Consider the following 18,703-nt stretch of genomic DNA (forward strand, 5'->3'; position numbering starts at 1 on the left):
TTTCCGGACTCGTCATTGCAAACCAAAACAAATTCCGTAGTGTTAATTTTTCACTGGAGTAAAAATCATCGCTACAAATTTTGGTAGATTGAAACTGGCTTGAAAACTCATTAATTAATAACAGGTTATGTTTAGAGGTAACCATTCAGGTATGCTCAGAGCGGGCGGTTTCCCGCCCGGTCTTCTTCACTTACGCATTAGACCAGCTTTGAATAGCGTCCACATTGCCCAATTCTCCATGCATCACTTCATACGATTTTTTCAGGATCACATCAGTGTGTTTGGTTAAGTCTTTGAAAATGCCTTTATTCATCGCGTCGTAACGTCTGGCGTTGCTCTCAACAGGCATAAAGATGTCTTTCACGCGAACCATTTTGTCAACAGCAGTTGCGTAATCCGGGTACAAGCCAAGCCCTACAGACGCGTTGATAGCCGCACCCAAACTAGCGCACCCGTTAATGGCGTTACGTCTTGCCGGAAGATTGAACACGTCGGCAAAAATTTGCATAAACAGATCGCTGTTTGAACCGCCGCCAGTAATGATCACATGCTTCGCAAAGTGATTCATTTCATTACACATATTGTCGTAATTGTTCTTCAGCGTCAGCGCCACGCTTTCCAGAATCGAACGATAAATCCATGCGTAATCCATACTGGAATCAAAGCCGATCATAATTCCGCGTTTGTACGGTTCCCACGGGTTGGTCAGCCAGTCCAGCACCGTCATCAACCCATTACAGCCAGGTGGCACGCAAGAGGCTTTTTTGTTGAGCAAATCTTCCGGCGAAAGATCCTGTGCTCTGGCATCCTGAATTAACGACTCGCCCAACATGTCGCGCAACCAACTTACCGTCCACATCCCTTTGCGAATACCGTAACCTTCATACAGCAATGTTTCTGGAATAGAAGACATAATCGGCCAGTACGCTACCGGGTCTTTCGGCAGTGCTTTGCCATTCATCATCAGCGCGATATAGGTGCCTAAGGAAATCACCGCCGTTTCATCGTCCAGCAATCCGGCTCCTAATGCTTCTACCGGTTTATCACTGGTGGTACAAACTACCGGCAGTCCTGCCGGGAAATGTGTCGCCAGTGCTGCTTGTGGTGTGATATGCCCGAGAACGGTCCCCGGCATTTGTACGCCAAAAAGCATATGGCGGGGGATATTAAACTTCTCGATTACCGCGGCATCTTCACTCCAGGCCCAGGTTTTATAATCCACCGGCCACTGGCCAAAATAGTTGGCGATATTATCTTTAAACTCGCCTGTTAAGCGGTGCGCCAGATAGCCCGAAAAAGAAGTGACATACGCCACGTCAGGATTCGTGTGTTCGTAAGGGCGCGTAACTCGTGCATCCTGCCAGCTAATCAGTGGTGCGGCGGGTGTACCGTCAGCTTTCAGTAAGGCACGGCAGCAACGGATTGATCCCAGGCCGATGCCAACAATATCTTCTTTATTCCCGGCAAACTGGCTCATTAAATCGTGATCGGCAAAACATAATGATGCCCATAAATCGTCGTCAGGATGTTCTGCGGTATCGGCATCCGGTGTGTGCATCGGCTGTAATAAACCTTTGCCTTCGCAAACTATGTTGCCTTGCAGATCGTACATCACCACTTTTGTACTCTGACTTCCGCCATCAATCCCTATGATGTATTTCTTCGACATGATTTTTCTCCTGTAATGTTCTGGGCTTACTTGCTGTTAGCCGTTGCGGGGGCGCTATCAGCAGTACGAATTTTTTGGAACAGCAAAAAGGTAAAGACGATCACCATGCCGAGCGCCGCCATGCCCATCAGCCACATGTTGCGGTAGGCTTCTGCTGCGGGCAGGGTGTCCTGCCAGTAACCGATAATCGGGTAAACAAAGACATCAGGCAGGAAGCCAATCACCGAACAAATACCTACCGTGGTGCCCATAATGTAAGATGGTGTTCTCGCTTCGCCGGGGCAGGCCCAGTACAGCCCGCGTGAGGCGTAGCAGGTGAATCCCAGTAGTAAAATCAGGCCAATCCCCATCGCGACCGATTGCGGGGTAGAGTTAGTCATGAGTAGGGCAGTGAGTGCCAGCAGGCCGACCACGGAAAGAATTTGGATCACGCGGGTAGGGGATTTCACTTTGCTGTAGGTGGTGATAATGCCGCCAAGTGGGCCGCACAGTGCGCGGAAGATTTTGTTGATCACGATCCCCATGTAGCTCGCCGCCACCAGCGACATGCCATACATTTCGGTCAGATAGTTGGTGGAGTAACTCAGAATGGCGTAGATGGTGAAGACCCCAAAAATCACCATGCTGCAATACCAGGTTGTACTGATACGCAAAACGGCCAGGATGTCGCTAAGCTGGAATGACTGTTTTTCTTCGTTATGGGTACTACGCAGGCTGTTGTTATCGCTAACAAAAAACCAGCACAGAATCCCCAACAAGATGTAAACCACGCTGTAGATGATAATGACCGTTTTCAGGCTGGCGCTGTCATCCGGGGCGAAGCGGGAAAAGACCCACATGGTAAACACTGCCAGCGACATTACACCGACGCCGCGCAGTCCTTCCATCCAGCCCATGATTTTCCCTTGTTCGCTATGGTCACCAAGCAACGAGGCGGCTTTAATCGACACCGACCACAGCATTAAAATAGTCGTTATCGCAAAGGCAACCTGAATACAGAGCATGACCCATAATGGTGGATACGTTGCCATTATCAGGCCTAATAATCCGGTAATTACCATCGCGGAAGTAATCATTTTGCGATGTGAAAATTTATCGGCAATAACCCCGCTGGGCGCATAAAGAATAATGGCGGCAATACCAAAGGTGCTCATAATTAAACCTATCTCGGTATTGCTGAATCCCATAAATTTCGCCATGGGAATTTGATAAATATAACGTAAATAAGCCAGGTCAAAACTAACTCCGCCGCTAAAACTAATTATCGCGAGGGTTATCCAACGTCGATATGAGCTGTGTTGCATATCGTATTCCCATTTGTAATAGACAAAAAAAAGAGAAAAGTAAGCCGCCTTTTCAGGAGGATTACTTTTCTCAGGTCTCTAGTAATTGCGATAAGAAATAACATGGAAAGCAGAGGTGTTGTGTGAGAGTAATCACGCTTCTGCTTTTTAAAATTATTTGATTATACGAGTAATACTCTGTGAGTATGATCACATTAGCGACTATGCCCTTATGCTAAAAATTATCGCCAGTTACCAGAGATAATGAGAAAGGTAACTTCCCTCTCGCGGGGGAAGTTACCTTTCTTTTTTTTTGCCTTACGGAAATTGGAGCTAACTATGTCAATCGAATCACTCAATGCGTTCTCAATGGATTTTTTCTCCCTGAAAGGTAAAACTGCAATTGTTACCGGCGGGAATAGTGGTTTAGGCCAGGCATTTGCGATGGCACTGGCAAAAGCAGGTGCAAATATCTTTATTCCAAGCTTCGTCAAAGATAATGGCGAAACGAAGGAAATGATTGAAAAACAAGGCGTTGAAGTGGACTTCATGCAGGTGGATATCACCGCAGAAGGCGCGCCGCAGAAGATAATCGCTGCCTGTTGTGAGCGTTTTGGCACTGTCGATATTCTGGTCAATAACGCAGGTATTTGTAAGCTGAATAAGGTGCTGGACTTCGGCCGTGCCGACTGGGACCCGATGATTGATGTGAACCTGACAGCCGCTTTTGAGCTGAGTTACGAAGCGGCAAAAATTATGATCCCGCAAAAAAGCGGTAAAATCATTAATATCTGTTCATTGTTTTCTTACCTGGGCGGGCAATGGTCTCCAGCATATTCTGCAACTAAACACGCACTTGCTGGATTCACTAAAGCCTATTGCGATGAATTAGGTCAATATAATATTCAGGTAAATGGTATTGCCCCTGGTTATTATGCAACCGATATTACGCTGGCGACACGCAGCAATCCAGAAACAAATCAGCGCGTTCTTGATCATATTCCGGCAAATCGTTGGGGCGATACACAGGATTTAATGGGCGCAGCCGTATTCCTCGCAAGCCCGGCATCGAATTATGTGAATGGTCATTTGCTGGTGGTTGATGGTGGTTATTTAGTGCGCTAATCCATAACGGTGGTTTCTGTTTTCTTTTATTAATGACTATTCCATTTTTATTATCAGAAAGGATTTATTATGTCTTTATCTCGCGCAGCGATTGTCGACCAGCTAAAGGAAATTGTTGGTGCAGATCGCGTAATTACCGATGAAACGGTATTAAAGAAAAACAGTATTGACCGTTTTCGTAAATTTCCGGATATTCATGGTATTTATACTTTGCCTATTCCGGCAGCGGTCGTAAAACTCGGTTCCACAGAGCAAGTGTCCCGCGTGCTGAATTTTATGAATGCGCACAAAATTAACGGTGTGCCGCGTACCGGCGCTTCCGCCACCGAAGGTGGGCTGGAAACTGTCGTAGAAAACTCGGTGGTGCTCGACGGCTCCGCCATGAATCAAATCATTAATATTGATATTGAGAATATGCAGGCCACGGCGCAATGTGGCGTTCCGCTGGAGGTGCTGGAAAACGCGTTGCGTGAAAAAGGCTACACCACGGGGCATTCTCCGCAGTCAAAACCGCTGGCGCAGATGGGTGGCCTGGTGGCAACCCGCAGTATTGGGCAGTTCTCCACACTTTACGGCGCAATTGAAGATATGGTCGTTGGCCTGGAAGCGGTACTGGCAGATGGCACCGTGACGCGCATTAAAAACGTTCCACGTCGCGCGGCTGGTCCGGACATTCGTCACATCATTATTGGTAACGAAGGTGCACTGTGCTATATCACTGAAGTTACAGTGAAAATCTTCAAATTCACCCCGGAAAACAATCTCTTCTACGGCTATGTGCTGGAAGACATGAAAACCGGCTTCAACATCCTGCGTGAAATCATGGTGGAAGGGTATCGCCCGTCGATTGCTCGTTTGTATGATGCTGAAGATGGCACGCAACACTTCACTCATTTTGCTGATGGTAAATGCGTGCTGATTTTTATGGCCGAGGGTAACCCACGTATTGCGCAGGCGACAGGAGAAGGAATTGCCGAAATCGTGGCGCGTTACCCGCAGTGCCAGCGTGTGGACAGCAAACTGATCGAAACCTGGTTCAACAACCTGAACTGGGGGCCGGATAAAGTGGCCGCCGAACGTGTGCAGATCCTCAAAACCGGCAACATGGGCTTTACCACCGAAGTGTCCGGCTGCTGGAGTTGTATTCACGAAATCTATGAAAACGTCATTAACCGTATTCGTACCGAGTTCCCGCACGCCGACGACATCACTATGCTGGGCGGTCACTCTTCTCACAGCTACCAAAACGGCACCAACATGTACTTCGTTTACGACTACAACGTTGTTGACTGCAAACCGGAAGAGGAAATCGACAAGTACCACAACCCGCTCAACAAAATCATCTGTGAAGAAACCATTCGCCTCGGTGGTTCGATGGTGCATCACCACGGCATTGGTAAACATCGCGTTCACTGGAGCAAACTGGAACACGGCAGCGCGTGGGCGTTGCTGGAAGGGCTGAAAAAGCAGTTCGATCCTAACGGCATTATGAACACGGGTACTATCTATCCGATTGAAAAATAATGTGTCAGGCAGCGTCCTGTGATGTCGGGGCGTTGCCTTTTCGGCTTCTCAAGCGAGAAGCCGTTCTTATTACCGGACAATGAAGGGGTAAAGATGAACACTTCACCGGTGCGAATGGATGATTTACCACTTAACCGTTTTCACTGTCGCATTGCTGCGCTTACTTTCGGCGCGCACCTGACTGACGGTTATGTCCTCGGCGTCATTGGTTACGCCATTATTCAGCTTACTCCAGCCATGCAACTGACACCGTTTATGGCGGGAATGATTGGTGGCTCAGCGCTACTTGGCCTGTTTATCGGCAGCCTGGTTTTGGGCTGGATCTCCGACCATATCGGGCGGCAAAAAATCTTCACTTTCAGCTTTTTGCTGATTACGCTCGCTTCGTTTTTACAATATTTTGCCACCACGCCGGAGCACCTGATTGGTTTGCGCATTTTGATCGGCATTGGGCTGGGTGGTGATTACTCTGTGGGGCATACCTTGCTGGCAGAATTTTCCCCGCGCCGCCACCGCGGTATTTTGCTGGGCGCGTTCAGCGTGGTGTGGACGGTGGGTTATGTGCTGGCAAGTATTGCCGGACATCACTTTATTTCAGAAAGTCCGGAGGCCTGGCGATGGCTTTTGGCATCAACAGCTCTGCCCGCGCTGTTGATTACGTTGTTACGTTGGGGCACACCGGAATCGCCGCGCTGGCTGCTGCGACAGGGGCGTTTTGCAGAAGCTCATGCCATTGTGCATCGTTACTTTGGCTCTCATGTATTACTGGGCGATGAAGTGGCAACGGCCACCACTAAGCACATCAAAACCTTGTTCTCTTCGCGTTACTGGCGGCGCACGGTATTTAACAGCGTGTTCTTTGTCTGCCTCGTGATCCCGTGGTTTGTGATTTATACCTGGCTGCCGACTATCGCCCAGACTATTGGTCTGGAAGATGCGCTGACCGCCAGCCTGATGCTCAATGCCTTGTTAATTGTTGGCGCGTTATTAGGGTTAGTGTTGACCCACTTGTTAGCCCATCGCAAATTTTTACTGGGGAGCTTTTTGCTGCTGGCGGCCACGCTGATGGTGATGGCCTGTTTGCCTTCCGGCAGTTCGTTAACGCTACTGCTTTTTATTCTCTTCAGCACCACCATTTCGGCGGTCAGCAATCTGGTTGGCATTCTACCTGCCGAAAGTTTTCCTACTGATATCCGCTCTCTGGGCGTCGGTTTTGCGACCGCCATGAGTAGACTTGGCGCGGCAATTAGCACCGGTTTGTTGCCGTGGGTTCTGGCGCAGTGGGGAATGCAGGCCACCTTATTGTTACTGGCCATCGTGCTATTGGTTGGTTTTGTTGTGACCTGGCTATGGGCTCCAGAAACTAAAGCTCTCCCGCTGGTTGCGGCGGGAAATGTCGGAGGTGCGAATGAACATTCTGTTAGCGTTTAAAGCCGAACCTGATGCCGGAATGCTGGCGGAAAAAGAGTGGCAGGCTGCTGCTACGGCAAATTATGGGCCGGATGTTTCACTGTTGCGAAGTTTACCCGGTGCTGATGAACAGGCCGCCGCCGCAATTCTATTGGCGCAGAGAAAAAGCGGCACGCCGATGACTTTAACCGCGTTGAGCATGGGGGATGAACGGGCGTTGCATTGGCTTCGCTATTTCACGGCTCTCGGGTTTGAGGAAGCAGTATTGCTGGAGACTGCGGCAGATCTGCGTTTTGCGCCGGAATTTGTTGCTCGCCATATTGCCGAATGGCAGCACCAGAATCCGATGGAGCTGATTATTACCGGCTGCCAAAGCAGCGAGGGGCAGAACGGGCAAACGCCGTTTTTGCTGGCGGAAATACTGGCCTGGCCCTGTTTTACCCTGGTGGAGCGTTTCACACTCGACGCGCCATTTATCACTCTCGAACAGCGTACTGAAAACGGGCTGCGCTGTTGCCGGGTACGCTTGCCTGCGGTCATTGCCGTGCGCCAGTGTGGCGAAGTCGCTTTGCCTGTACCGGGAATGCGCCAGCGTATGGCGGCAGGGAAAGTGGAAATTTTACGCGAAACTCTCGCCGCCGAATCGTCAGCGATACAGTGCCTGCAACTGGAAAGGCCGGAGCAACGACGTGGCGCGACGTTGATTGATGGGCAAACAGCAGAAGAAAAAGCACAAATACTGTGGCGGGATTATTTGCGCCAGAGGATGCAGCCATGAATGTCGTAATAGTGACAATAAATCAGGACAATGCAGCTATCGCAGGCTGGCTGGCAGAACAGGATTTCAGCGGTTGTACACTGACGCACTGGCAGATTGAACCTCAGCCCGTAGTGGCGGAACAGGTGTTGGATGCGCTCGTGGAACAGTGGCAGCGAACACCTGCGGAATTTGTGCTCTTCCCTCCGGGGGCGTCTGGCGATGAACTGTCGACCCGACTGGCCTGGCGTTTACATGGCACCAGCATCTGCCAGATCATTTCGTTGGATATACCGACAGCAAGCGTGCGCAAATCCCACTGGGGAAATGCGCTGACGGCGACGCTGCAAACAGAAAAACGTCCGCTATGCCTTTCTCTGGCGCGCCAGGCCGGAGCTGCGAAAAACGCAATGTTGCCATCTGGTATGCAGCAACTAAACATTGTCCCTGGCGCACTTCCAGACTGGTTTGTTAGCATCGAAAACCTGAAAAATACTACCCGTGACCCATTAGTAGAAGCCAGACGGGTGCTGGTGGTAGGGCAGGGCGGCGAGGCTGATAGCCATGACATCGCTACGCTGGCTGAAAAGCTGGGCGCCGAAGTGGGCTACAGTCGGGCGCGAGTGATGAATGGTGGTTTTGATGCGGAAAAAGTGATTGGAATTTCCGGGCACTTGCTGGCGCCAGAGATTTGCATTGTTGCCGGGGCGTCCGGCGCGGCAGCGTTAATGGCAGGTGTGCGTAATAGCCAGTTTGTGGTGGCTGTGAATCATGACGCCAGCGCGGCTGTTTTTTCACAGGCAGATGTTGGCGTGGTGGATGACTGGAAAGCGGTGCTGGAGGCACTGGTGACAAATATTCACGCAGATTGCCAATAACGTACTGGCAGATGCGGTTCTGGGTCAGGGACTTGTAGGCCTGATAAGACGCGTTAGCGTCTTATCAGGCGTTGAATGCCGGATGTGGCCTACAAATCACACAAATTCAATTCGTTACGTTTATCCCGTTAAAGCAATTTTTTCGCTAACGTCCAGACGCGGGTATTAGTAGTAGAAAGCGCCACGACACCGGCGTCAATTGCATTACGCGCATCTTCTTCATCGCACACCAGCCCGCCAGCAATCAGCGGTTGGCGGATTTTCTCCGTCACCCAGCCCAGCACTTTGGGCATACAGCCAGGCAGGATCTCAATGCAATCTGGGTTCGATTGCGCAACCTGCTTATCAATATTGTGAAACGAAATCGAATCGACAATAAACAGGCGATGAATACAGAAAAAACCTTCTGCTCTGGCGGCTTTCAGCATCGACGCTTTAGTGCTGATAATGCCGTCTGCTTCGGTCACCAGTTTCAAAAACTGAATCACCACCTCTTTATTTGACGCGCCTTCCAGCAAATCGACATGAATAAAGGCATATTTCCCGGCGTTTTTAATCTTTTTGACGATATTGCTGATGGTGCAGATATTGCCGTACAGCACGGAAATAAACTGGCATTCAGAATTAATGGCCAGTTGCAGGCTGGCATTATCTTTAACGGCAGCAATCACCGGATTCTGACGGAGCAGGTGTAAGAGGGGCATAAATTATCCTTATTATTTATCCAAAGCGGTAGGTGATGCCGAATCCAGAAGGCGGATAGCGCCACTGTTGTAGTGTTTTTTCATCGCATAACAAACGGCAGGTGCCGCACTCCAGGCAACTACGATAATCAATACGCAAGTCGCCTTCCGGCGTGAGCGAAAAAAGACCTGCCGGGCAGGCATTAATCAACCGTTCTGCTGTCTGGCGCTCAACGGGGTCAACCGGAACAATGTGTGGCGCATCAGCAGCACGCCAGAGATTACGGGCTACAGACATCGCAGACTCCTGATAACATCGCCCGCCAGATGCCACAGGCCGTGACGACGTAAATGACGCCAGAGCAACTGGCGAAGTGGTGGAACAGGTTTATCTCCCTGATCCCATAAGTCGCGGGAAATACCCTGCATTAACGCAGGCCACGTCCGATACCAGCCAGGGCGTTGCAAAAGCGCCGGAACATGCTGATAACGTTGTAGAACATCCCACAGCAAACTGTGTTCTATGTTGTGATGATAAATCGGGAACAGATTTTGCGGCTCGCGTTGCTGGCAGGCGCTAATCAGTGTTTGTGCTGCTGCCTGTGCGCCAATGAACGCCATATCCATGCCTCGCACTGAAATTCCAGTATTGACGCAACTGCGCAACGCATCGCCCACCAGCAGCCAGCCGTTACCGGCGAACTGCACGGGCATATTGCGTAAACCGCCTTCCGGCACCAGATGTGCACCGTATTCCAGCGTTTCACTGTTTTTAATGAGAGGTCTTACTGCCGGATGTGTCTTAAAACGAGCCAGCAACTCGCTTGCCGGAACGCGGTTTTGTGCAAGGGAAGAGAGCGGGCAAACAATCCCCAAAGAGAGCGTTTGCTGATTGGTATAAAGAAATGCACCGCCTGGCAGGTCATCACAGATTTCCCCGCTGAACAGTATCGCTGCACCTTCGTTGTTTTCCAGATGAAAACGCGCTTCAATAATGGGCGTTTCCAGCGACAGCACTTCTTTGATCCCTAACGCCATCGATTCGCCAGCAGGACGGGTAACTAACCCGTGATGTTCTGCCAGCACACTATTGGCCCCTTCCGCCAGCACAACATAACGGGCGCGGAGAATATCATCACCACAGATAACGCCACACACTCTGCTGTTTTCTTCATATAACGCGTCTACTGTTGCGCCGGGAATACACTCAACTCCTGCTTTTTCAGCTTCGGCAACCAGCCACGGATCGAATCGTGCGCGTAATACGCTCCAGGATTCACCACCGGGTTGTAAGCTGGAAAACGTCGTTGCGCCATCGGGCGTTAACAGAGAAAGGCTTTCGTGAGTGATACGTCGCTCAAGGGGCGCGGTCAGGTGAAATTGAGGGAGGAGTTCCGCGAGCGCATGGGTATATAACCGCCCGCCGGAAAGGTTTTTGCTGCCAGGGATTTCAGCGCGTTCCAGTAACAGAACAGATAATCCCGCTCGCGCGCAGCGTAACGCACAAGCGGAGCCCGCAATACCGGCACCAATAATAATAATGTCGCAGTCGTCTTCCATGTCATGCCCCAGATATCCAGAGCACAACACCCTAACATAGCGTTACTTAAGGGAAATTGACCGCCGACACACTCTGATTATTCACCGCGATAGATGCAGCCTGCGGTGCAGGTTTCTTTCACCATCACAGCGCTTAATAGTGGTACAACGGGTTTAACTTGATCCCAAATCCATTTTGCTAAAACTTCGCTGGTCGGGTTTTCCAGGCCGGGTATATCATTGAGATAATAGTGGTCGAGACGATCGTAAGTCGGTTTAAACGCCGCTTTCAGTTCAGCGAAATCGATAATCCAGCCCGTATGCGGATCGACTTCCCCGGTAATTTCCAGGCGCACCATAAAAGAATGCCCGTGCAGGCGACCACATTTATGCCCTTCTGGGACGTGTGGTAAGCGGTGAGCGGCTTCGAAGGTGAAATCTTTAAATAACGTGGTGGACATCATAATTTCTCTACTGGACGATAAAACCGCCGTAGAGTACCGGAAAGCCTGTTTTTTCGCATTACCAAAAACGGGTTTGTTGCGCAAAATGACCGATTTATCTTAATTGCGGTCGATATTTATCTATTTTTCATTGAGTTAATAAATCTATTTTGTTGTTAAAGACTATTGCTAAAACAGGTTAGTCGATTTGGTTATTAGTTATCGCTATCCCGTCTTTAATCCACCCCCTTCGCGCCGTTAACCTTACCTTCTCTTCTGTTTTATGGGCGCTGACAGGGCCGATAAACAGCTTTGCTTACTGGAACATAACGACGCATGACGACACAGGTCCCTCCTTCCGCTTTGCTTCCGCTGAACCCGGAGCAACTGGCTCGCCTTCAGGCAGCCACTACTGATTTGACACCGACCCAGCTTGCGTGGGTATCTGGTTATTTCTGGGGAATGCTTAGCCAGCAGCCAGGTACACTTGCCGCTACACCCGCCGCAGAAATGCCGGGTATCACCATCATATCCGCCTCGCAAACGGGTAATGCTCGCCGGGTCGCTGAAGCATTACGTGACGACTTATTAGCGGCAAAACTGAACGCTAAGCTGGTGAACGCAGGCGACTATAAATTCAAACAAATCGCCAGCGAAAAACTGCTTATCGTGGTGACTTCAACACAAGGTGAAGGGGAACCGCCGGAAGAAGCCGTCGCGCTGCACAAGTTTCTGTTCTCCAAAAAAGCGCCGAAACTGGAAAACACCGCTTTTGCTGTGTTTAGCCTCGGTGACACCTCTTATGAGTTTTTCTGCCAGTCCGGTAAAGATTTCGACAGCAAACTGGCTGAACTGGGCGGCGAACGCCTGCTCGACCGGGTCGATGCCGATGTTGAATATCAGGCAGCCGCCAGCGAATGGCGTGCCCACGTAGTTGATGTACTGAAATCGCGCGCGCCTGTCGCAGCACCTTCGACATCCGTCGCCACTGGCGCGGTGAATGAAATCCACACCAGTCCGTATAGTAAAGAAGCGCCGCTGGTGGCGAGCCTCTCTGTTAACCAGAAAATCACTGGACGTAACTCTGAAAAAGACGTTCGCCATATTGAGATCGATTTAGGTGACTCAGGCCTGCGCTATCAGCCGGGCGATGCGCTGGGCGTCTGGTATCAGAACGATCCGGCACTGGTAAAAGAGATTGTCGAACTGCTGTGGCTGAAAGGCGATGAACCCGTCACTGTCGAGGGCAAAACGCTGCCGCTGGCGGAAGCCTTACAGTGGCATTTTGAACTGACCGTCAACACCGCGAACATTGTTGAAAATTACGCCACCTTAACGCGCAGCGAAACGCTGCTGCCGCTGGTGGGCGATAAAACGAAGTTGCAGCATTACGCTGCGACGACGCCGATTGTCGATATGTTGCGTTTCTCTCCGGCACAACTGGACGCTGATGCGTTCATCAGTATTTTGCGTCCGCTGACGCCGCGCCTTTATTCCATCGCCTCATCGCAGGCGGAAGTCGAGAGTGAAGTGCACGTTACTGTCGGCGTTGTGCGTTATGACGTGGAAGGCCGTGCCCGTGCCGGTGGTGCCTCCAGCTTCCTCGCGGATCGCGTGGGAGAAGAGGGCGAAGTTCGCGTCTTTATCGAACATAACGACAACTTCCGCCTGCCAGCTAACCCGGAAACCCCGGTGATTATGATTGGCCCTGGCACCGGTATCGCGCCATTCCGCGCCTTTATGCAGCAGCGTGCCGCCGACGAAGCGCCGGGCAAAAACTGGTTGTTCTTCGGCAATCCGCACTTTACGGAAGATTTCCTCTACCAGGTGGAATGGCAGCGTTATGTCAAAGAGGGCGTGCTGACGCGTATCGATCTGGCCTGGTCACGCGATCAAAAAGAAAAAATTTACGTACAAGACAAACTGCGTGAACAGGGGGCAGAGCTGTGGCGCTGGATCAATGACGGTGCCCACATTTATGTTTGCGGCGACGCTAATCGCATGGCGAAAGACGTTGAACAGGCACTTCTGGAAGTGATTGCCGAATTTGGTGGCATGGACACTGAAGCGGCGGATGAATTTTTAAGTGAGCTGCGCGTAGAGCGCCGTTATCAGCGAGATGTCTACTAATGAGCGAAAAACATCCAGGGCCTTTAGTGGTCGAAGGTAAACTGGCAGACGCCGAGCGCATGAAGCTTGAAAGCAACTTTCTGCGCGGCACGATTGCCGAAGATTTGAATGATGGCCTGACTGGCGGGTTTAAGGGCGATAACTTCCTGCTGATCCGCTTCCACGGCATGTATCAGCAGGATGACCGCGACATTCGCGCCGAACGAGCTGAACAGAAGCTGGAGCCGCGTCACGCCATGATGCTCCGCTGCCGCCTGCCGGGTGGCGTTATCACCACCAAACAGTGGCAGGCGATCGACAAATTTGCAGTGGAAAACACCATTTACGGTAGCATTCGCCTGACCAACCGTCAGACCTTCCAGTTCCACGGTATTCTGAAAAAGAACGTCAAACCTGCACACCAAATGTTGCACTCAGTCGGTCTTGATGCGCTGGCGACCGCCAACGACATGAACCGTAACGTGCTGTGCACCTCGAATCCGTACGAGTCACAGTTGCACGCGGAAGCCTATGAGTGGGCGAAGAAGATCTCTGAACATCTGTTGCCGCGTACCCGCGCCTATGCGGAGATCTGGCTCGATCAGGAGAAAGTTGCTACCACTGATGAAGAACCGATCCTCGGGCAGACCTATCTGCCGCGTAAGTTCAAAACGACGGTGGTTATTCCGCCGCAGAACGATATCGATCTGCACGCCAACGACATGAACTTTGTGGCTATCGCGGAAAACGGCAAGCTGGTGGGCTTCAACCTGCTGGTGGGTGGCGGCCTTTCTATGGAACACGGCAATAAAAAAACCTATGCCCGCACGGCGAGCGAGTTTGGTTATCTGCCACTTGAGCATACGCTGGCAGTGGCGGAAGCTGTGGTTACGACTCAGCGTGACTGGGGTAATCGTACTGACCGTAAAAATGCCAAAACCAAATACACGCTGGAACGCGTGGGGGTAGAGACGTTTAAGGCGGAAGTTGAACGTCGCGCGGGGATCAAGTTCGAACCGATCCGCCCGTATGAATTTACCGGACGCGGCGATCGCATCGGCTGGGTTAAGGGTATCGATGATAACTGGCACCTGACGCTGTTTATCGAAAATGGTCGTATTCTCGATTATCCGGGGCGTCCGCTGAAAACCGGTCTGCTGGAGATCGCAAAGATCCACAAAGGCGATTTCCGCATTACGGCGAACCAGAACCTGATTATCGCGGGTGTACCGGAAAGTGAAAAAGCGAAGATCGAGAAGATCGCCAAAGAGAGCGGGTTGATGAATGCCGTCACACCACAGCGTGAAAACTCAATGGCATGTGTGTCATTCCCGACCTGTCCGCTGGCGATGGCGGAAGCCGAACGTTTCCTGCCCTCGTTTATCGACAACATCGATAACTTAATGGCGAAACATGGCATCAGCGATGAGCATATCGTAATGCGTGTGACGGGATGCCCGAACGGCTGTGGCCGGGCGATGCTGGCAGAAGTTGGTCTGGTGGGTAAAGCGCCGGGGCGCTACAACCTGCATCTTGGCGGCAACCGTATGGGGACACGTATCCCACGGATGTATAAAGAAAACATCACCGAGCCGGAAATCCTGGCGTCGCTTGATGAACTGATAGGGCGCTGGGCGAAAGAGCGCGAAGCGGGTGAAGGCTTCGGTGACTTTACGGTGCGTGCGGGCATCATTCGCCCGGTGCTCGATCCGGCTCGCGATTTGTGGGATTAACATAAATCGCTGCGTCTGCTCGGTTTTGTAGGCCTGATAAGACGCATAAGCGTCGCATCAGGCAAGGCAAACAGTGAGGAATCTATGTCCAGACTTGATCTAAACGACCTGAATGAACTGCCGAAGGTAGAGCGCATTCTGGCTCTGGCACAAACCAACGCTCAACTGGAAAAACTGGACGCTGAAGGCCGCGTTGCCTGGGCGTTGGAGAATCTGCCCGGCGAATACGTGCTCTCTTCCAGCTTTGGCATTCAGGCGGCAGTCAGCCTGCATCTGGTGAACCAGATCTGCCCGAATATCCCGGTGATTCTTACCGATACTGGTTATCTGTTCCCGGAAACCTACCGCTTTATTGACGAGTTAACGGACAAACTTAAACTCAACCTGAAAGTGTACCGTGCCACTGAAAGCGCCGCCTGGCAGGAGGCACGCTATGGCAAACTGTGGGAGCAGGGTGTTGAAGGCATTGAAAAGTACAATGAGATCAACAAAGTCGAACCCATGAACCGTGCACTGAAAGAACTTAACGCGCAAACGTGGTTTGCTGGTCTGCGCCGTGAGCAATCTGGCAGCCGTGCCAATTTACCAGTGCTGGCTATCCAGCGTGGCGTATTTAAAGTGCTGCCGATTATCGACTGGGATAACCGAACTATTTATCAGTACCTGCAAAAACATGGCCTGAAATATCATCCATTATGGGACGAAGGATATTTATCGGTTGGCGACACCCATACAACCCGTAAATGGGAACCCGGCATGGCCGAAGAAGAAACGCGCTTCTTTGGCTTAAAAAGGGAATGTGGATTACACGAAGGGTAAATATTTCCGGATAAATTAAACGCCTCTGTCAGAAATGATGGGGGCGTTTTTATTTTGCGAGCAGCATTCTGGCCTTTAAACGAGAACGTCGCAGGGAGAATCAACAGGTATAGAATGGCGTCGGGTGCTTGAGGCTGTCTGGCGTTAAGCATTCGCGAGGTTCCAGATGGACAAAAGCCCCAGGCGATATTTCTATCCACCTGAGGCCTACGTTCGAACCCAACAATTCGAATGCTAGTCTCTTCTTTGCAGAGAGGCAAGACATGCTAACAAAATATGCCCTTGTGGCAGTCATAGTGCTGTGTTGTACAGTACTGGGATTCACGCTGATGGTAGACGACTCGTTGTGTGAGTTGAATATCAGAGAACGTGGTATGGAGTTTAAGGCTGTTCTCGCTTACGAACCGAAGAAGTAGCCACCACGCGGGGGTGAAACCCCGCGTATTGAATTGTTATAGTTTGGCCTCCTGCACCCTATTTTTTTATAGGCAGAATTGACTCCTCACAGTCATGGGGAATCAGCTCAAACCCATCAAGACGCCTTCGCCAGTTCCTTCACCAGTGGCAGCATTATCCGCATAACATCACGGCAGCGGCGTTCTATTCTTCCTGGAAGTGCCTTATCAATATGCTGTTGATTATCCAGTCTTACGTCATGCCAGCTATTTCCTGCGGGGAATGCGGCTGTTTTTGCGCGTTGCTGATAACCATCTTTATTTCCTAGATTCCAGTTTGTTGCTTCTACCGAAAGTACAGCAATACCGGCTTTGTCAAAAACTTCAGCGTCATTACAACACCCGGTGCCTTTTGGATAATTTTTATTCAAACCAGGATTGGTCGTCGCGGCAATTCCATGACTGCGGGCAATTGCCAGCGCCCGATCGCGCGTTAATTTCCTTACTGCTTCGGGGGTTTTTACGCCACTGTTGAAATACAATTTATCACCGACAATTAAGTTATCGAGATTAATCACCAGCAGAGTATTTTTCTTTTCGGCGTCACTCATTCGTTTGAGTAAATTCTCAGCGCCTAATTTCCCTTCCTCTTCACCACTGGTCGCCACAAAACGAATACCATATTCGGTTGGCGTATTTTTCAGGCGTTCTGCCAGCTCCAGCATGACCCCCAAACCTGCGGCGTTATCATCCATACCTTGTAATGTCAGCCCGCCGAGATTGGCATCGGCATCCGCGTCGCTCTGTGGGGCGTAGGTATCCAGATGCGCCATGATAATGATCTGCTGCGGTGCTTTGCCTTCATGAGCGGCAATCACCGTACTTCCTGTCACGTTATGCCAGTTTTTGTGGTTATCGCGGGCGGTATAAATATATCGGCCATTAAATGTCCGGATATCACTGCGATAACCCATTTGCTGAAACTGTTGCCGGATATAATCGGCAGATAACATTTCTGCGGGTGTTCCGGTCATTCGCCCCGGAAAGAAAGTGGCAATGTGTCGCGCCTGTGTATTAGCAAAATCGCCAGGTTTAGGTGACGAGGCGTGTACGGGGAGAATAAAGCATACGCCGAGCGCCAGGGCAGCGGTACGGTGGCGCAATGCGGAAAACATAGTGAGTCCTTAAATACCATGCAAATTTTTTTACCGCCATAGTATGAAACTGCCGCTGCGCTAAAACAATTTCAAATCTTCCTAAATGCCCGAAATCCGGAGCCTTAAGCACTTTTTGATATTAGCTTTGCCAAATCGTTATTCCGTTAAGGAACTACTCATTCTAATTGGTAATTTCATTCGCACTCTTACGCTCCCTATAGTCGGAATATCTGATGGCAAGCAAATAGCAGTATTGCAAAGGAACGGTTATGAACCAAAAACGACTGACTCACCTGCGGCAACTGGAGGCGGAAAGCATCCACATCATTCGCGAGGTGGCGGCAGAATTCTCAAATCCGGTGATGCTCTACTCCATCGGCAAAGATTCCAGCGTCATGCTACATCTGGCGCGCAAGGCGTTTTATCCAGGTTCGCTGCCTTTCCCGTTGCTGCATGTTGATACCGGCTGGAAATTCCGTGAGATGTATGAATTTCGCGATCGTACGGCAAAAGCCTACGGCTGCGAGCTGTTGGTGCATAAAAATCCAGAAGGTGTGGCGATGGGGATTAATCCATTCGTTCACGGCAGCGCCAAACACACTGACATCATGAAAACCGAAGGCCTGAAACAGGCGCTGAACAAATATGGTTTTGATGCTGCCTTCGGCGGCGCGCGCCGCGATGAAGAGAAATCCCGCGCTAAAGAACGTATCTACTCTTTCCGTGACCGTTTCCATCGCTGGGATCCGAAAAACCAGCGTCCGGAGCTGTGGCATAACTACAACGGGCAGATTAACAAAGGCGAAAGTATCCGCGTCTTCCCACTCTCTAACTGGACCGAGCAGGATATCTGGCAATACATCTGGCTGGAAAATATCGACATTGTTCCGCTGTATCTTGCTGCTGAACGTCCGGTTCTGGAACGCGACGGTATGTTGATGATGATTGATGACAACCGTATCGACCTGCAACCCGGCGAAGTGATTAAAAAACGGATGGTGCGTTTCCGTACGCTGGGCTGCTGGCCGCTGACCGGCGCAGTAGAGTCAAACGCGCAAACACTGCCCGAGATCATCGAAGAGATGCTGGTTTCCACTACCAGCGAACGTCAGGGCCGTGTGATTGACCGCGACCAGTCCGGTTCTATGGAGCTGAAAAAACGTCAGGGGTATTTTTAAG

General features: G+C 50.8%; 17 protein-coding genes. 10 read left to right on the plus strand and 7 right to left on the minus strand.

The genetic code is table 11. From position 1 onward, the window contains the following. Positions 1-190: 190 nt before the first annotated feature. Both BEA93_RS01760 and BEA93_RS01765 read right to left on the minus strand, forming a co-directional pair. The gene (locus tag BEA93_RS01760) at positions 191-1,669 is read right to left on the minus strand and encodes an FGGY-family carbohydrate kinase (RefSeq protein WP_105224749.1); all 1,479 of its coding nucleotides are present in this window, start codon (positions 1,667-1,669) and stop codon (positions 191-193) included. 26 nt (positions 1,670-1,695) lie between these two features. Continuing rightward, positions 1,696-2,973, minus strand: a complete 1,278-nt coding sequence (locus BEA93_RS01765; protein ID WP_105224748.1) for an MFS transporter — start codon at positions 2,971-2,973, stop codon at positions 1,696-1,698. 318 nt (positions 2,974-3,291) lie between these two features. On the opposite strand from BEA93_RS01765, the gene BEA93_RS01770 reads away from it, so the two are divergent. The 5 genes from BEA93_RS01770 to BEA93_RS01790 all read left to right on the plus strand — a co-directional run bounded on the left by BEA93_RS01770 (position 3,292) and on the right by BEA93_RS01790 (position 8,646). Then, a complete protein-coding gene (locus tag BEA93_RS01770; protein WP_000021321.1) occupies positions 3,292-4,077 on the plus strand; it encodes an SDR family oxidoreductase in 786 nt (261 codons plus the stop codon). A 69-nt stretch (positions 4,078-4,146) separates the two neighbouring features. Beyond that, on the plus strand, positions 4,147-5,601 hold the full coding sequence (locus BEA93_RS01775) for an FAD-binding oxidoreductase (RefSeq protein WP_000059317.1): 1,455 nt from the start codon (positions 4,147-4,149) through the stop codon (positions 5,599-5,601). Between the two features lie 93 nt (positions 5,602-5,694). Next, complete coding sequence (locus tag BEA93_RS01780) at positions 5,695-7,032, plus strand: MFS transporter (protein WP_024191904.1); 1,338 nt, start codon at positions 5,695-5,697, stop codon at positions 7,030-7,032. Next, positions 7,010-7,789, plus strand: a complete 780-nt coding sequence (locus BEA93_RS01785) for an electron transfer flavoprotein subunit beta/FixA family protein (RefSeq protein WP_016262473.1) — start codon at positions 7,010-7,012, stop codon at positions 7,787-7,789. Before BEA93_RS01780 ends, BEA93_RS01785 begins: the two co-directional genes overlap by 23 nt. Then, positions 7,786-8,646: an electron transfer flavoprotein subunit alpha/FixB family protein gene (locus BEA93_RS01790; protein WP_105224747.1), complete on the plus strand. Its 861-nt coding sequence runs from the start codon at positions 7,786-7,788 to the stop codon at positions 8,644-8,646. The genes BEA93_RS01785 and BEA93_RS01790 overlap by 4 nt, the downstream gene beginning before the upstream one ends. Positions 8,647-8,774: 128 nt before the next feature. Here BEA93_RS01790 and BEA93_RS01795 read toward each other — a convergent pair whose 3' ends face one another. The 4 genes from BEA93_RS01795 to queD form a co-directional block, all read right to left on the minus strand. Next, on the minus strand, positions 8,775-9,350 hold the full coding sequence (locus tag BEA93_RS01795; protein ID WP_001130283.1) for a glycerol-3-phosphate responsive antiterminator: 576 nt from the start codon (positions 9,348-9,350) through the stop codon (positions 8,775-8,777). 16 nt (positions 9,351-9,366) lie between these two features. Further along, positions 9,367-9,627, minus strand: coding sequence for a ferredoxin family protein (locus tag BEA93_RS01800; RefSeq protein ID WP_000109517.1), 261 nt, complete (start codon positions 9,625-9,627; stop codon positions 9,367-9,369). After that, positions 9,618-10,889, minus strand: coding sequence for an FAD-dependent oxidoreductase (locus BEA93_RS01805; protein ID WP_105224746.1), 1,272 nt, complete (start codon positions 10,887-10,889; stop codon positions 9,618-9,620). The genes BEA93_RS01800 and BEA93_RS01805 overlap by 10 nt, the downstream gene beginning before the upstream one ends. Before the next feature lie 77 nt (positions 10,890-10,966). Then, the gene (gene queD / locus BEA93_RS01810; protein ID WP_001329795.1) at positions 10,967-11,332 is read right to left on the minus strand and encodes a 6-carboxytetrahydropterin synthase QueD; all 366 of its coding nucleotides are present in this window, start codon (positions 11,330-11,332) and stop codon (positions 10,967-10,969) included. 315 nt (positions 11,333-11,647) lie between these two features. Between queD and cysJ the strand changes: the two genes are divergently transcribed. The 4 genes from cysJ (at position 11,648) to BEA93_RS01835 (ending at position 16,388) form a co-directional block, all read left to right on the plus strand. Next, complete coding sequence (cysJ, locus tag BEA93_RS01815) at positions 11,648-13,441, plus strand: NADPH-dependent assimilatory sulfite reductase flavoprotein subunit (protein ID WP_061090687.1); 1,794 nt, start codon at positions 11,648-11,650, stop codon at positions 13,439-13,441. Beyond that, complete coding sequence (gene cysI, locus BEA93_RS01820) at positions 13,441-15,153, plus strand: assimilatory sulfite reductase (NADPH) hemoprotein subunit (RefSeq protein ID WP_001516957.1); 1,713 nt, start codon at positions 13,441-13,443, stop codon at positions 15,151-15,153. The genes cysJ and cysI overlap by 1 nt, the downstream gene beginning before the upstream one ends. An 84-nt stretch (positions 15,154-15,237) precedes the next feature. Beyond that, positions 15,238-15,972: a phosphoadenosine phosphosulfate reductase gene (gene cysH / locus BEA93_RS01825; protein ID WP_001516956.1), complete on the plus strand. Its 735-nt coding sequence runs from the start codon at positions 15,238-15,240 to the stop codon at positions 15,970-15,972. Between the two features lie 263 nt (positions 15,973-16,235). Further along, positions 16,236-16,388 carry a Hok/Gef family protein gene (locus BEA93_RS01835; protein ID WP_000956462.1) on the plus strand — a complete coding sequence of 51 codons (153 nt, stop codon included), beginning with the start codon at positions 16,236-16,238 and terminating at the stop codon, positions 16,386-16,388. A gap of 116 nt (positions 16,389-16,504) precedes the next feature. On the opposite strand, the gene iap is transcribed toward BEA93_RS01835, so the two are convergent. Beyond that, positions 16,505-17,542 carry an alkaline phosphatase isozyme conversion aminopeptidase gene (iap, locus tag BEA93_RS01840; protein ID WP_000490394.1) on the minus strand — a complete coding sequence of 346 codons (1,038 nt, stop codon included), beginning with the start codon at positions 17,540-17,542 and terminating at the stop codon, positions 16,505-16,507. Between the two features lie 251 nt (positions 17,543-17,793). Here iap and cysD point away from each other — a divergent pair, with 251 nt between their 5' ends. After that, entirely contained in the window at positions 17,794-18,702 is a 909-nt protein-coding gene (gene cysD, locus BEA93_RS01845) for a sulfate adenylyltransferase subunit CysD (RefSeq protein ID WP_001072281.1), read from the plus strand. Position 18,703: the final 1 nt, after the last annotated feature.

This window comes from Escherichia sp. MOD1-EC5950 (genome assembly GCF_002965345.1).
In the GTDB taxonomy this organism is placed as follows: domain Bacteria; phylum Pseudomonadota; class Gammaproteobacteria; order Enterobacterales; family Enterobacteriaceae; genus Escherichia; species Escherichia marmotae.